16 protein-coding genes are annotated in these 15,155 nt (G+C 37.6%); 9 read left to right on the top strand and 7 right to left on the bottom strand.

Translation table 11 applies throughout. The annotated features are described in order from the left end of the window. Nucleotides 1-28: 28 nt before the first annotated feature. Nucleotides 29-922, bottom strand: coding sequence for a cation diffusion facilitator family transporter (locus H5118_RS00605; protein ID WP_182747353.1), 894 nt, complete (start codon nucleotides 920-922; stop codon nucleotides 29-31). Between the two features lie 197 nt (nucleotides 923-1,119). Here H5118_RS00605 and H5118_RS00610 point away from each other — a divergent pair, with 197 nt between their 5' ends. Further along, nucleotides 1,120-2,559, top strand: coding sequence for a diguanylate cyclase domain-containing protein (locus H5118_RS00610; protein ID WP_182747355.1), 1,440 nt, complete (start codon nucleotides 1,120-1,122; stop codon nucleotides 2,557-2,559). Between the two features lie 239 nt (nucleotides 2,560-2,798). Here H5118_RS00610 and H5118_RS00615 read toward each other — a convergent pair whose 3' ends face one another. Next, complete coding sequence (locus H5118_RS00615) at nucleotides 2,799-3,671, bottom strand: SMP-30/gluconolactonase/LRE family protein (RefSeq protein ID WP_182724047.1); 873 nt, start codon at nucleotides 3,669-3,671, stop codon at nucleotides 2,799-2,801. Nucleotides 3,672-3,838: 167 nt separating this feature from the next. Here H5118_RS00615 and H5118_RS00620 point away from each other — a divergent pair, with 167 nt between their 5' ends. Next, entirely contained in the window at nucleotides 3,839-4,675 is an 837-nt protein-coding gene (locus H5118_RS00620) for a patatin family protein (RefSeq protein WP_165723372.1), read from the top strand. A 9-nt stretch (nucleotides 4,676-4,684) separates the two neighbouring features. Here the strand turns inward: H5118_RS00620 and H5118_RS00625 are convergent, their stop codons facing one another. The 3 genes from H5118_RS00625 to H5118_RS00635 are packed head-to-tail and all read right to left on the bottom strand — an operon-like array spanning nucleotide 4,685 to nucleotide 6,806. Beyond that, entirely contained in the window at nucleotides 4,685-4,930 is a 246-nt protein-coding gene (locus tag H5118_RS00625; protein WP_165723373.1) for a hypothetical protein, read from the bottom strand. Further along, nucleotides 4,927-6,522, bottom strand: coding sequence for a PepSY domain-containing protein (locus tag H5118_RS00630; protein ID WP_182747357.1), 1,596 nt, complete (start codon nucleotides 6,520-6,522; stop codon nucleotides 4,927-4,929). The genes H5118_RS00625 and H5118_RS00630 overlap by 4 nt, the downstream gene beginning before the upstream one ends. After that, nucleotides 6,519-6,806, bottom strand: a complete 288-nt coding sequence (locus H5118_RS00635; RefSeq protein ID WP_182747359.1) for a hypothetical protein — start codon at nucleotides 6,804-6,806, stop codon at nucleotides 6,519-6,521. The genes H5118_RS00630 and H5118_RS00635 overlap by 4 nt, the downstream gene beginning before the upstream one ends. A gap of 236 nt (nucleotides 6,807-7,042) precedes the next feature. Here H5118_RS00635 and H5118_RS00640 point away from each other — a divergent pair, with 236 nt between their 5' ends. From H5118_RS00640 to H5118_RS00655, 4 genes are all read left to right on the top strand, one after another. Next, nucleotides 7,043-7,816 (top strand): undecaprenyl-diphosphate phosphatase, encoded by a 774-nt coding sequence (locus H5118_RS00640; RefSeq protein ID WP_182747361.1) that lies wholly within the window; start codon nucleotides 7,043-7,045, stop codon nucleotides 7,814-7,816. Between the two features lie 205 nt (nucleotides 7,817-8,021). Next, nucleotides 8,022-8,243, top strand: coding sequence for a hypothetical protein (locus H5118_RS00645; RefSeq protein ID WP_002960604.1), 222 nt, complete (start codon nucleotides 8,022-8,024; stop codon nucleotides 8,241-8,243). Nucleotides 8,244-8,415: 172 nt separating this feature from the next. Further along, nucleotides 8,416-10,434 carry an ATP-binding protein gene (locus tag H5118_RS00650; protein ID WP_182747363.1) on the top strand — a complete coding sequence of 673 codons (2,019 nt, stop codon included), beginning with the start codon at nucleotides 8,416-8,418 and terminating at the stop codon, nucleotides 10,432-10,434. Nucleotides 10,435-10,492: 58 nt separating this feature from the next. After that, nucleotides 10,493-10,750 (top strand): hypothetical protein, encoded by a 258-nt coding sequence (locus H5118_RS00655; RefSeq protein ID WP_182692531.1) that lies wholly within the window; start codon nucleotides 10,493-10,495, stop codon nucleotides 10,748-10,750. A gap of 117 nt (nucleotides 10,751-10,867) precedes the next feature. On the opposite strand, the gene ahpF is transcribed toward H5118_RS00655, so the two are convergent. Then, the gene (gene ahpF, locus H5118_RS00660; RefSeq protein ID WP_182692532.1) at nucleotides 10,868-12,442 is read right to left on the bottom strand and encodes an alkyl hydroperoxide reductase subunit F; all 1,575 of its coding nucleotides are present in this window, start codon (nucleotides 12,440-12,442) and stop codon (nucleotides 10,868-10,870) included. A gap of 155 nt (nucleotides 12,443-12,597) precedes the next feature. Then, the gene (gene ahpC / locus H5118_RS00665) at nucleotides 12,598-13,167 is read right to left on the bottom strand and encodes an alkyl hydroperoxide reductase subunit C (RefSeq protein ID WP_002960601.1); all 570 of its coding nucleotides are present in this window, start codon (nucleotides 13,165-13,167) and stop codon (nucleotides 12,598-12,600) included. A 282-nt stretch (nucleotides 13,168-13,449) separates the two neighbouring features. Between ahpC and H5118_RS00670 the strand changes: the two genes are divergently transcribed. From H5118_RS00670 to H5118_RS00680, 3 genes are all read left to right on the top strand, one after another. After that, nucleotides 13,450-13,869 carry a DUF3429 domain-containing protein gene (locus tag H5118_RS00670; RefSeq protein WP_182747365.1) on the top strand — a complete coding sequence of 140 codons (420 nt, stop codon included), beginning with the start codon at nucleotides 13,450-13,452 and terminating at the stop codon, nucleotides 13,867-13,869. 67 nt (nucleotides 13,870-13,936) lie between these two features. After that, nucleotides 13,937-14,335: a hypothetical protein gene (locus H5118_RS00675; protein ID WP_024600580.1), complete on the top strand. Its 399-nt coding sequence runs from the start codon at nucleotides 13,937-13,939 to the stop codon at nucleotides 14,333-14,335. Nucleotides 14,336-14,338: 3 nt separating this feature from the next. Further along, the gene (locus H5118_RS00680; protein WP_182711689.1) at nucleotides 14,339-15,154 is read left to right on the top strand and encodes a class I SAM-dependent methyltransferase; all 816 of its coding nucleotides are present in this window, start codon (nucleotides 14,339-14,341) and stop codon (nucleotides 15,152-15,154) included. Nucleotide 15,155: the final 1 nt, after the last annotated feature.

Raw genomic sequence — 15,155 nt, forward strand, 5'->3', positions numbered from 1 at the left:
TACACGCTTTTATATTAATCAGATGCTATTAATGGATATGATGGCATTCATGGCTTTCAATTTGTAATACACTATTACGTACATTAAATTTTTCGGCTAATAATTGCTCTACCTTCATACGACACGCTTCATCATGTTTTTCAATCGTACAATGTTGTTTAAGGACAACGTGTGCGCCTACTACAATACCATTATATTTGCGCGTTACAGTGACGTTATGGACATTATGAACATGTTCCATATCTGTAATTTTATTTTCAATATCAGTAACTTTAGGAAGTTTCGCTTTATTTAGGCGTAAACCTTTTATACAACTAATTATGACCTTAATACCGGTGAATAATACGAAAGAAGCAATTAACATACTCGATAAAATATCGATTACAACCCAGCCTGTGAAATATATAAGAATACCGGCAACAAATGTCGATACGGTAGAAATCAGATCAAAGAATGAATGTAAAAATACCGCGTACACATTAATACTCGCTTTGCGGCCTTTATATAAAACCCATGCAGCAGCCCCATGAAATAAAAAACCAATAGCAGCAATAACCGACATTAAATAACTATTGATAGCCAGCTCATTTCCTTCATGTTGGTGTATATAGCGCTCACCACCTTCATACAAAATAATTAAACTGATTGCTAGGTATAAAAACCCGTTCACTAGGCCACCAAAAAGCTCTGCTCGTTGATGGCCATCGTTATAGGTTTTGGCAAAATGAATAGCGAGACTTGATGCTATCAGTGCGATGAATAACGAGCTATTGTGAACAAACAAATGCCCCGCATCAGCAAGAACAGCAAGCGAATTAGAATAATAAGCACCTATAACCTGAATTACCATAAACGAACACGTAATTGCTAGCGCAATGAGTAACCGACGACGAGAAGCTTGGTGTGTAGTGATTTCTGTCATGAAATGCTTGAATAACCTATACTTAAAGTGCAAATAAGCCAAAGATGGCTTAGAGTAGAAATGGGTAATGATATACAGTATCAATTATAATACGTACTGCCCGCAAACGCACTAAAAACTTAGTAAATCAAAAAAAATGTGCTAATAGTTAGTAAAGAAAAAGAATTTAATTATGGCTTGGACACATGGAGAGTTGAGTGAGTAATAACCTATCAGAAGAAGCATGGCAAAACTTGGAGTTATTGCCGTTTTGTGTATTACTTTATGATGCAAATGAAGATATATTTAAAGTTAACAGCCAGGCACAGGACTTGTTTGACTTAAAAGACCAATCACATTTTTATAAAACTGATTTTTCACACATCACTTTAACCAATCATCACAGTAAAAAAAATCTGTTGATCGAGGAGCTATTCTTTGATTATTTTACGGCAAATAACCAATGCCAGTTTATTTTATCGAAACAATCATCCAAATTGCTACTCAACGTAAAATTTGCAAATTTACCTAATTCAAACTCCATTATTATTATCGATATATTAAATAACAACGTGGATGAACAATATGATTTTGATAATATTATATCGAACATCTCAACTGACTTAATTGATATTCAAAATGACGATGTTGATAAGCATATCAACTATGCATTAAAAGCAGTCGGTACGGTTTGCAATGCCGATAGGAGTTATCTTTTTAAGTTTTCCGATGATGGTAAAACTATTAATAACACTCACGAATGGGTCAATGATGGTATTAAAGCTTTTAAAGACGACTTACAAAACCTTTTAAAAAGCGACCTCCCTTATTTTTTTAGTTCGATGGCCCGTACCCATTTATTCAGAGTGAATGATGTATCTTTGCTCCCCATTCAAGCAATGAGCGAAAAAACGATTTTCCAGCGACAAGAAATAAAATCGGTACTTTGCATTGGTTTACGCTATGACAAAGAACTGGTTGGCTTTATTGGCTGTGATTGTGTAATTCAAAAGCAAGACTGGACAGATTTAGACCTTATTCGCCTAAGGTTAGTAGGTGAAATGCTTGCTAATGCTTTCAAAAATTTAAATTATAAGCAAGAGCTTCAACAAACTCAGCAGCAACTCATTAACGCCAACCAAAAACTCAATAAACAAGTCAATACGGATGGCCTTACAAACATTGCTAATAGACGTTGTTTTGATCAGACTTTAAAATGCGAAATTAAGCGTTGTGCACGTAATAAAGAATCTATCAGTTTAATTATGTGTGATATTGATTTTTTTAAGCGTTATAACGATAACTATGGGCATCAGCTTGGCGATGAAGTGCTAAAGCGAGTGGCCAAAGCGCTACACTATATTTGTAAACGCGAAGGTGATCTAGCAGCTCGTTTCGGGGGTGAAGAATTTGCGATAGTTTTACCTGCAGTCGACACAGAACACTGTCAAAGGTTTGCTGTTCTTATTCAGGAAAAAATCGCAGAACTCGCAATTGAACATAACTTTTCAACTGTCAGTAAATACCTCACTTTAAGCATTGGGTTTTATAGTTTCATACCCAATCACAAAACAAAACCCAAAGAGGTTATAACTAACGCCGACATAGCCCTTTATAACGCAAAAGAAACAGGTAGAAATAAAATAGCTAGTTTTTAAAAACCGACTAAGGAGCCGCACTGCAGTGAGTTTTAGTGCTTTAAAGTTTGCTGTAGTGATAGTCCATACACCTGAAATTATAAACAATACAACTACTCAGTGATTTACGCGTAGTAAGTTAAGTAAGGCGTTGAAAGTGAGCAACCAATTATCGCCGGTACTGAGGTTTTAGTAACTAAAAAAGAAGTGGGTGTTATGTGGGTTACGCCTAAAAGCTAATCATCACTGAAAATTACAAGTTACAGTAAAACGGGCGGCTCAAACTGCCCGTTTTTTATACCGGAGATCTGAAATACAGCGCCTTGTTCACCAACAGTATTATTAATCGCTTCATCAAATGCCGATGTCACAAGTAGTAACTCAGCATTTTCACCACCGAAGGCGGTGCACGTCGGTTTTAATGCACAAAGCTCTATTGTTTTAATTAGCTCACCGCTTGGGGATAAACACATAACACATCCCATTCCCCAAACAGCTAGCCACAAATTGCCTAATTTATCGGTTACGCAGCCATCGGGGTCAACATCAGTATTATTAAATTGATAAAAAACACGTGGCTCAGCGCAAGGCTCACCAGTTTTCTCATCCAAATCTAATACATAAATACAACTCGTTAAAGAGTCGCAGTAATAACCGCGTAAACGGGACTTATCAAAACACAATCCATTTGGGATACTCAAACCACTTACAACGGCTTTAAGCTGGTTTTTATAATAACGGTATATTTTACCATCCCCTTTTTTAGCATTTACATCCATTGTACTTAACCAAAAGCCACCCCATGGATCAGCACGGCCGTCGTTTGAACGTCGATTTAGCTGTGTATTTTCAATATTAAGAATAAGATGGCGAGTGCTTGAATTAATATGGTATTTGTATATACCAGTACTTGTCCCTAGCAATAAGTGCTGCTCATCAATCCACGCTATTGCACTGAGCGTATCGGGCATATTCACGGTTTTTAGTTGGCTTTCGCTGTGTATATTTTTGCTTAAAAGTAATTTTTTATTTATATCGACCCAAAAAAAAGTGTTCAGCATAGGATGCCAAAGAGGACTTTCTGCAAGCTGACTCTGTGTGCTTTCAAAAATGGTTACGCTAGGATCAAACATAAGTAGTTATTCTTTATTATTAACAAAGCCTTGTAATACTAAACCTTACCAGAAAGCAGTGAGTTTCGCGATGTGTACCCGGCTTTAATTTTTTATCATCTTCAGTAATCTCTATCGCATTTTTTAGACTGAGTTGATAACATCAAATTTCATAAAAAGGATTGGCCATGAACAACAATAATAAAAACACACTCGTCGTTGAAGGCGGTGCAATGCGCGGTATATTTGCCGCTGGTGTGCTTGATGAGTTTTTAAAACAGCAATACCAGCCATTTGAACGCTATTTTGGTGTTTCAGCCGGAGCAACTAATATAGCCGCATTTTTATGCAAACAACCAATGCGAAATTATAAAGTAATTACCGACTATTCATGCCGTCCTGAATTTATTAATTTAGCGCGCTTTATTAAAGGTGGTCATTTATTTGATTTAGATTGGTTATGGCAAGAAACAATTCGCGAAATACGCCTTCATACAGAGGTATTCGAACAAACTCCACAAGAGTTTTATATTGTATCTACGGCAATCGAATCAGGCAAAGCACACTATTTAAAAGCCACCAGCGCCGATATGGTGCATCAATTAAAAGCATCATGCGCTATACCCATTGCATATCGTGACTACCCTATTATTAATGACATAGCGATGACCGATGGCGGTGTTGCTGATTCAATTCCGGTTATAAAAGCTTACGAAATGGGTGCACGCGAAATCACCGTTATTTTGTCTCAATGTTTAGGCTATCGTAAAAAACCAAGTAAGGCACCTTGGCTTACTAAAAAAATGTATAAAAACTATCCTGCATTAGTTCAAGCGACCTTAGATAGGGCTGATTTTTATAATAAGTCTATCGATTTTATTATGAATCCACCAAATGACTGCAAAATCAATATTATTGCTCCACCAGCTAATTTTAAAGTTGGCCGAACCACTAAAAAGTTTGAAATACTTAATAGTGGTTACAATATGGGAGTTGATGCTGCTAAGGCCTTTTTAGCTAAATAACTGCATTTTTTACCCTAATAATTGCGGCGCTTTACCCGCAATAACTGCAGTTAGTAACCCTGCTAACATAGCTCCTACAACGGTGCATATTGCACCGCCTAAAATACCATAAACACTCATAAAGCATATCAGCGCTAAACTAAATAGCAGTGTACATAAAAAAGCTTTAGTGGGTATTGTGAGTGTGTTTTTGCGTATATTAAGCATCATTAATAATAGACTTACCATGGCAATTATAATTAGTAGTTCGTTCATGCGGGTTGTACCTCTGCTTGTAATTTTTGTGTGTTTTTTATTTTTAAGGCACCAAAAATACACGCGATACCCACCACCATAAAACTTATATCTACTATCGCGACAAGCGAGCTATTAAGGTTAATAACATTGCTCACGCCAAATATAATATTGAGCGGCAGCACCAAAGCAAGCGAAGCGCCGCATAGCAAAAGAGTCAGCTTAAAATAGTTTTTATAACCTATAGGCAATACACTTAAGAGTAACCATGCCAACCACGTATAAAAAAACACGGGTCCAAAAAAGCTATTTTGCGCCACACCAATAACGGTATAATTAAGTACAACTTGCAAAGGAAATAACACAAAGCTTGCTAATACCAAGCCTCCACAACTACCAATAATAAAACAATTCCAGCGTGCATATGCCTGCACACTCAGCGACGGGCTACTGCCACGTGTACGCTTTGCTAGCCACATCATCATGCCCGAAATAGGTAAAAGCGCAGTACTTAAGCCAAGCAATACCCAAAGTAATTTTACAAACACCCCTGCAAAGTTCCCAAAGTGCAGCGGAAACATCAACTCAATTACTTTTATCGAAACACCTGAAATATCACCAAAACTACTCATCGACTGCACAAACTCACCATTGCCTTTATAATGCAGTAATTGAGAAGCAACAGCCTCGCCACCTAACAAACGCAAATACACCTGCGCATTCGCATCGTTATGCGCCATTATTGTGACATCCCTAATTATTGCTTCAGGGTAACGACTATGAGCATTCTCTAAAATAGTGTCTATTTTTGTAGGTTGCTTAATGTGGCTAACTACCGGCTCAGGAATAGCGGTAAACGTTTCTATTAACTTATCTTGATCGCCACCAAAGCTCACAAACGCAGCTGCTGGTAATAAAATAACGGTCGCAAGCCCTAAAAATGATCCTGTAAAACCAATTACAATATTAAATACGCTGCCCCAAATACCTATGACCTTATGAGCATCGCTTACTGCAATATCTAATCCTTTATCTCGCCTAAACGTAAAGAGCTCTTTTATCAATTTACGATGAATAAACAAGCCTGTCACTGCACTTACTAAAAGTGTTAAACCTAAAAAACCAGTGAGTATTAACCCAATTGGTCGCCCTAAATGCAAATCTGCATGAAACTCACCTATATAAGTTGGCGCATCCGTTTTTTTATTAGCGTAAAATTCTTTACTAGGCCCATAGTAAGTATTTTCCAGCGCCAATGTATTGGGATGAAATTGAAATACTCTGGCCACCTCTTGGTCATAGTTTTCATCGCCATGGTGGGATTCAAATACCAACGTTAATAAATGAAAGTTATGTCCACTTGGTAAAAACACATGAATGTTTTCACCAAATTCACTAGGCACCTGTTTATGGTATTCGTTTACTAGTCGATTAATTTGCGCGCTGGCAACGTGTTGACTAGATTGTAGCTCTGGATTTGCCCATATTTTTAACTCAGGTCGCGACAGCACTGCTAACGCCCCACTAAATGCAACAATAAATAGCAGTACAGCAGTAATAATTCCTACCCAGCTATGTAATAAAAATAGCTTTTTTAAAGTAATCGACTTCATCCCTGCCCCTGCGTTAACGCCCAAAAACTCAATAAACCATGTAATACACACAGTGCAATCATTACAACAAACGGTTGCCATACCTTTTGCGCCAAATACGAATAAATAAACAACGCAGTCCAAATAACAGGAAAGAGTAAAATAGGCAGTAATATTTGTTCATTCATTTGAAACGGTAAATAAGTTGTCATACCAGGAATCATTATTACCGCAGTAATTAGCGCTAACACACATGCAATTAGGTGCCTTCGCCGTGTAGTTGTAAACGTTTTTTTATTATTCATTATTCGCTCATTAAATTTGCCCAAACATATACAAAACAGCATATGCAAATGATAACAATTGTTATTATATTGTTCATTTAACACTTAATGCAATTTATTAAACACATTAAGTCTAAAAATACTGTTGGTTTGCTTTAAGAGCTTTTATGCTACGCCTCGCAATTTAGGTACGCAGTAATGCGTCATTTCAGTTAAGCCGAGTTCGGGCTTTTTAATTTTTCAGGAAGCAGTAAACCGTGGATATAATTAACGCGATTATTTTAGGTATTATTGAAGGTATAACAGAATTTTTACCCATATCATCAACTGGGCACTTAATTGTAGCGTCAAAGTGGTTAGGCATTGAATCAACAGACACTAACCTCGCCTTCGAAGTCATTATCCAACTTGCCGCCATTTTAGCGGTACTAGCCAACTATAAAGACAAGTTCAGCCCTAAATATTTCAATTTATGGGTTAAAGTTGCCATTGCATTTATTCCTTTGGGTATTATTGGTTTTATATCTAGTGATGTAATAAAAACACTGTTTAGCGTACCTGTAGTGGGTGTTATGTTTATTGTAGGCGGTGTGATTTTTTTACTATTAGAGCGCAGTTATAAAGAGGCTCACTGCACAACTACCGATGTGACCCAAGTTACTTATAAACAAGCTCTTTGGATTGGCGTAGCACAAGTATTTGCGTTAATTCCAGGGACTAGTCGTGCTGGAAGTTCTATTGTTGGTGCCATGTTGTGTGGTTTAAACCGAAAAGCCAGCGCTGAATTTTCATTTTTACTTGGTTTACCTGTACTTGCAGCAGCCTCAGGGTACGACTTACTTAAACATTACCAACTGTTTAGCTTAGATGACCTAACTGCCCTTGCTGTAGGTTTTTTAACGTCTTTTATAGTTGCTTATTTTACTATTAAACTATTCATACGCTTTCTAGAAAATTTCACTTTTGTTAGTTTTGGTCTTTACCGAATCGTATTTGGTGTTATTTTACTAACTAACCTAAATTCTGGTTAAGAGATTTAAAAACACTGTAAATAATAACGATATTTAAGTCTGTCTCTCTCTAGCTAGAAATTTTTGGTGAAAACAAGGCAAATTTACGCGTCAATAGCTGGTCTATTGCAAGGAAATTCAACGCAGTTAGCACTAAAAAAGCTGCTTGAGATAGATTTATTATTCAGAACTCAGGTTAGCTATAGCCTACACATAAGAGAACATTATGAGCGAAAAAATAAACGAAGAAGCACTCCACGCCCTAAAAATAGCTTTTACTTACATGCCTAAAGCGATTGAAGTGACAAAGTATGAATATGGCGAGCGCTACCAAAGCGTACTTGATCACATTGAAGCTGTACGTGAAACACTGCTTATTAACGATGTTGACCCAGAGGAAGTAGACGGCGATATCAACCCTGAGTACACACCAAACTCAACCTACTAATATACACAATAAGCTGCGAGCAACTTACTCGCAGTTTGTGTTTAAATCAGTTGTGCTTAATTAGAGAAAGTTTATATAAAGTAATAATTAACTAAATATATTTAATTTTTTTGTTAAACTAGTGCTTTATCAAGCTATAGACTCAGTTCTAAAACCAACAGGATATTTACTATTGAATTTTCTTAGGCAATTTCACGACATAGTATCTAACCAAAGCTTAGACTTTGATGAAAAAACCCATCAGCTACTAGCATTTGGACTTAAAGTGTTTAACCTTGATTTAGCTATTATTAGTAAGGTCGAGAAAAACTGCTATACCGTGCTACATGCCATTACGCCAGATAATGCATTAGAAATAGGTACTCAATTTGATTTAGATGGCACCTATTGTGTACACACTCTTACTGCGGGTTCTGCACTTGCATTTCATAACGTCTCACAAAGCGCAATTGCTGACCATCCTTGCTATGCAAACTTTAAACTTGAGTCATATATTGGGGCACCTATTAAAATAGGTACCGATATATTTGGAACTGTAAATTTTTCTTCTGCCAATCAATCTCCAGTATTTACAGATGCCGCCTACGACTATATTGAGCTATTTGCGCAGTGGTTAGGGGCAGAACTAGCTCGCAGCATCACTAAAGAAAAATTAATAAAAAACAGCAATAGCTTATTAAAACTAGAAAGCATAGCAAATATAGGCACGTGGGAAGTTGACCTTACTAATAATAAAATTTATTGGAGTCAGCAAACTAAACAAATCCATCAAGTTGATGAAAACTATCAGCCTGAAATTGAATCTGCAGTTAACTTTTATAAAGAAGGTACAAGCAGAGACGAAATAAGTAAAGCAGTTGAGCTTGCTATACAACACGGAGAAAAGTGGCATCTAGAGCTTGAAATTATTACAGCCAAAAATCAGACCATTTGGGTATCTACATTTGGTGAAGCCGAATTTGACGGTGATACCTGTGTACGTTTGTTTGGTACCTTTCAAAATATTACCGAAGCAGTGGCTTTAAGAGAAGAGCTTAAAAATAAACAAGAACAAGCCGAGCGATTACTCGAAGATAGAAGCATGCTTTTTGCAAAAATAAGCCACGAACTTAGAACACCGCTAAATGGCATTACGGGCATGCTTACTACGTTAATAGATGAACATAACGAACAAAAGAGAACCGAAAAAATAAAAGTCGCGCTGCGTAGCGCAGATATACTCTTGAGCATAATAAACGAAGTACTCGATTTTTCTAAAATTAACCACGGTGAGTTAAAACTAGAACCCACGGATGTTTTATTAAATACAACATTTACTGATCTCATTTCTTTGTACACCCCGTTATTTAAAAACAGCAATGTAGAACTAGAAGTAAAAAATGAAATTTCTGATAGCTGCTGGGCATATTGCGATAACACACGCCTAAGTCAAATTACCTCCAACTTATTAAGTAATGCGTTAAAATTTACTGAGCGTGGTTGTGTAAAACTGCACACGTCTGTGATTAATAACAATAATAAATTAACGCTAAACATTAAAGTCGCCGATACGGGAAGAGGCATGACTAGCCAATTTCTTGAATCTTTATTCTCCCCTTTTACTCAAGAAGTAGATGCTAAAAACAGTAAAGGAGGCACAGGACTTGGCCTCGCAATAGTTAAAGAACTTGTTGAGTACATGGGTGGAACAATCAAGGTCAGTAGTAAAGTTAATCAGGGAACTACTTTTTCGCTAAGTATCCCTATAGAGCTAGGTAAAGAGCAAAAAGTAGAGCTAAATCCGCTATCAAAATTAAACATTAACGCTTCTAAGCTTTCTGTTTTAGTGGTGGATGACAACGACATAAACAGGCTAGTTCTTGATGCGTCGCTTAATAAACTCAATATAAAGCCAGACTTTGCAGTAGATGGGCAAGATGCCATATTTAAATGCGAGCAAAAGCATTACGATCTTATTTTTATGGATTGTATTATGCCTATACTCGATGGTTTTGAGGCTACAAAACAACTGCGATCAAAAAGTATCTGTCCGCACGATTCAACCTATATTGTTGCCCTTACAGCCAATACTTCATCGCAAGATAAATTAGCGTGCAAACAAGCTGGTATGGATATGTTTATTTCAAAACCGTTTAAAATGCATTCTTTAGAAGTCGCTATTGCGTCAGCGGCGCAATTACTAAAGCTTTAAAAATATTAGCTTTGCACACTTAACCGCGTGCTAAATATAGTTAGATAAGGCATTAACAATGAAAAACATAATTAGAACTATATTACTAACTGTCCTTATTGTTGCAGTATTTAAAGGCGTTTCCACTGGGCAATGGAGCTCATCAATAACAATAGTTATCGTATCAGGCGTATTGCTGTTAGTTACATTTATCAGTGCTAAGTCATCACGTGGATCATCTGCTTATACTGGCAGTGACTCAACAGCTTCCTCTAGCAGTAACTCATCACATTCTTATACAAATTGCGGCGGCGATTCTGGTGGTGGGTGCGATTAAATCGTGTGCTAATTCTTAAGCATTAAAAAAGCCGCCTTTGGAGAAGGGCGGCTTGGGTTAACAAACAGCTATGGGTGTAGCCTTGCTGTTATATCAAGAGAGTTTTTACTAATTACATTAAGCAGCGCTTTGATCAGCTTCTTCAGAGTGACGAATTAAATAATCAAATGCGCCTAAGCTTGCTGTTGCACCGCTGCCCATTGCAATAATAATTTGTTTAAACGGAGTATTGGTTGCATCCCCCGCGCCATAAATGCCTGGTAATGAAGTTGCGCCTTTAGCATCAATTAGTATTTCACCAAATTTGCTTAATTCAAGGTCGCTGTCTTTTAACCACTCGGTATTTGGTATTAAGCCTATTTGTACAAATATACCGGCAAGTTCAAGCTCTTTGCTCTCCCCCGACACTCTATCTGTGTACATTAAGCCAGTTACTTTTTTACCATCACCAAGTACTTCGGTTGTTTGTGCACTTTTTATAATAGTAATATTAGCCATGCTTTTAGCTTTACGAATAAGCACTTCATCGGCTCGTAGTGTGTCTGCAAATTCAAGTACCGTAACGCTTTGCACAATATTAGCTAAATCGATTGCCGCTTCTATACCTGAATTACCACCACCAATTACAGCAACAGGTTTGCCTTTAAATAAAGGGCCGTCGCAATGTGGGCAATATGCCACACCGTGGCCACGATACTCTTGCTCACCTGGTACGTTCATTTCGCGCCAGCGTGCACCAGTTGCAAGTACGAGCGACTTAGCTTTAAGTACTGCGCCATTTTCTAGTGTAATTTCGTAACCATTGTTATAACCAAGTGCCGCTGCACGCTGATTATGCATTACATCTACATCGTATTCTTTAACGTGCTCTTCAAGCTGGGCAACCAATTTAGGCCCTTCAGTCGCTTTAATCGAAATAAAGTTCTCTATTGCTAGTGTATCGGCAACTTGTCCACCAAATCTATCAGCAACAATGCCTGTATTTAACCCTTTTCGTGCTGAGTAAATTGCAGCCGACGCGCCCGCTGGGCCGCCACCAACTACCAGTACATCAAACTCGTCTTTTTCGCTTAGCGCTGCTGCTTGTTTAGCAGCCCCTTTGCTATCTACTTTGTTAAGTATGTCAGTAAGGCTTAGTGCACCTTGGCTAAATGGTTCGCCATTTAAATATACAGCCGGAACAGCTAAAATATTTCGTTCTTCTACTTCATCTTGAAATAATGCACCGTCAATCATGGTGGCTTTAATATTACTGTTTGTCGCTGCCATAGTGTTAAGTGCTTGCACTACTTGCGGGCACGTTTGGCAACTTAAACTTATGTATACTTCAAAGTTCAGCTCTTGAGTAAGCGATTGTATTTGCTCAATGTCTTCGCTTTTAGCTTTACTTGCGTGTCCGCCAGTATGCAAAAGTGCTAACACTAAACTTGTGAATTCATGACCCATAGGTACGCCTGCAAACGTAACATGAGTTTTTTTAATAGGCGAATGTACAACCATTGACGGACGACGTGCGCTTGTATCAGGATTGCTTATTACAGTAAATTTATCGCTTAGTGAGGCTAAATCGTTTGCTAAGCTTTCTACTTCTGCTGATTTTTTGCTGTCATCCAAGGCAATAAGCAGCTCAACAGGTTGAGTAAGCGATTCGAAATGGCTTTTTAATTGATTTTTTATGTTGTTATCTAACATGGCTTAACCCTTTTAGGAAAATTTAAACAGCAAGCCTCCCATGCCAAATAATGCATGTGCTTAAACAAGTATATTGATATAGGAGGCACCAACAAACGAATGTTCGTTGATTTAAGGGCAGTTACCTGCCCTTATAAAAGTGGGTAAACCTATATTTAGATTTTACCAACTAAATCTAGTGAAGGTGCAAGTGTGTCTTCACCTGGCTGCCAAGATGCAGGGCAAACTTCACCATCGTGAGTTGCAATGTATTGTGCAGCTTGTACTTTACGAACTAGTTCTTTAGCGCTTCGGCCAATTCCTAAATCGTGAGTTTCGATTACTTTAATTTCGCCTTCTGGGTTCATTACAAATGTACCGCGAAGTGCTAAACCTTCTTCTTCAATCATTACACCAAAGCTACGTGTAATACGCCCTGTTGGGTCGCCAATCATTGGGTAAGTAATTTTACCGATAGTGTCTGACGTGTCATGCCATGCTTTGTGAGTAAAATGAGTGTCAGTAGATACTGAGTAAACTTCTACGCCCATTTCTTGAAGTTGTGCATAGTAATCTGCAAGGTCACCTAATTCGGTAGGACATACAAATGTAAAGTCTGCTGGGTAAAAGAAGAAGATAGACCATTTACCTAGAACATCTTTTTCAGACAATTCTACAAAGTCACCGTTGTGGTAAGCGGTTGCATTGAATGGTTGTAATTTTGTATTGATTAATGAAGTGCTCATGGTATTTCCTCATCTATATTTAATGTATTTAAAAAGTAATCAACGCTTTCGTTTAAAACGACCTTCTGCGTTGGCTTGATTGATACAATAAGGCTAATGAGAAATTAAATAAAATTGATTGTTTAGATTAAAACAATCGGTTTTTTGAATTGAACTATGTAATCTCTTTTACCGTAAGCATTATTTGGATTGTAAACGCTGGCGAATTATTAAGATCGCTAATCGCAATACTGCTACAATAGCCGCGCTTCAAATAAGTCATTAAACATAAGGCACGCTGTAATGGAAAAATTTGTTAACCACATACAACTAGGTTATTTAGGCTTAATCCCGTTTTTAGGGTGTGTAGGTTGGCCACTTATGTTTGGCAGTAATAGCCTTAACTTAGAGTTTTTTACTTTTTACAGTATCGCTATTTTAGCATTTATGGCAGGTAACTTGTGGCGCGCCGGAGAACAAAGCTATAGCAATGCAATTAAAGCGGTATTACCTGTTATCCCAGTTCCATTTTTATCATTTTTACCTGTAGAGTGGGCACTGGCTTGGCTAGGTGCTAGTTTTTGGTTAGTACTTATATTTGAAAAAGCCACGCCACAATGGCAAACCTACCATAAAGATTATCAAAAAATGCGTGTAGTACTTACCTCTGTTGTGTTTGTTTGTCACATTCTTACTATTGGTATGAGTATTTATCCTAAATAGCAGCTGTAAACTTAAATGTTGCACAGTAATAAGGTAATATCTGCGCACTGCTATTTGAGGACACACCATGATTGACCAATTACGCCAACAACTCGATGAACTTGGCGAAAACTACGTAGAAAAAAACGCGGCATTTAAAATTAAAGTGATCCCATTTTTTTGTGCTATTCGCATTAAAAAAGATCATAAAAGCGAAGGTCGTTTGAGTTTTTATTCAAGTCAATTACTCGAAATTTTCTTGGTTGTCTTATTTTTGCTATTCGGTTTAATGCTTTACGATACAAATGCAGGATTTACCCATGGGCCTATTCATATTGCCTTTGCCATTTTAATTACCTTTAATCTTATTATTAAACAAATCGCCATTGAAGGGTTAAAAACACGCCTTGCTTTTCATCGTTTACTTGCAGCGCAGTCTCAAAAAAGTACGCCTGATGCTGATAACACACCAACTAAACCACTTTAATTTATGTATTTAAATCCCCAATGGCGAATACTCACCGTAGGCGATGGCGATTTATCGTTTTCGAACGCTATTTACACTCATCTATCGCCAAAAGCTTTGGTTGCATCCACTTACGATGACCAAGCTACTATTGAGCAAAAGTATCAGCACAATGCACTTAGCAACCTAAAAGCGCATAACGTTGAGGTACTTAATGGTTTTGATGTAACAAATCCCGCGTGTTGGCAAACTCTAAGTCAAAACCAGCACAGCTTTGACGTGGTTATTTTTCAATTTCCGCTTATACCCGCGTTTGTTGGCCGTGAAGCGTTTGAAAACAACACGCGCCAAACCAGTATGAACGTATTAAACCGCGCTTTGCTGCATCAATTTATTAAATACGCTAACGAATACGCGCTTGATAAAAATGGCCCAATGCTGTGCTACATCACTTCAAAGGATGTAAAACCTTATCGAGAATGGAATATAGAAGGGAGTTTAAATAACGGTTTAAACGCTGATTATTTAGGCCAAATCCCATTTGATATTAGCCATTTTGAAGGTTACAAAATTCGTAATGTTGACCGTGATAAACACGTAAAAGACACCAGCGGTATCACTTACGTTTTCAGCCAAAAAGGTATTAATACACACACTAGCGAATTAAGCTCACGCCTCACAAAGCCAGCATACTTAACACCAAACCACTGCCCTCTTTGCCGCGTTGGACCCTATATGGCAAGCGAGGACGAAATCAAGCATCTAAATGCTAAAAAGCATCAGCAAATGCTACATCTTGAAAGCGATTGGCAACAATGGCTAAATGAGTTTTATCGCTAAT

It is taken from the genome of Pseudoalteromonas sp. SR41-1 (assembly GCF_014164015.1).
Taxonomy (GTDB): domain Bacteria; phylum Pseudomonadota; class Gammaproteobacteria; order Enterobacterales; family Alteromonadaceae; genus Pseudoalteromonas; species Pseudoalteromonas distincta.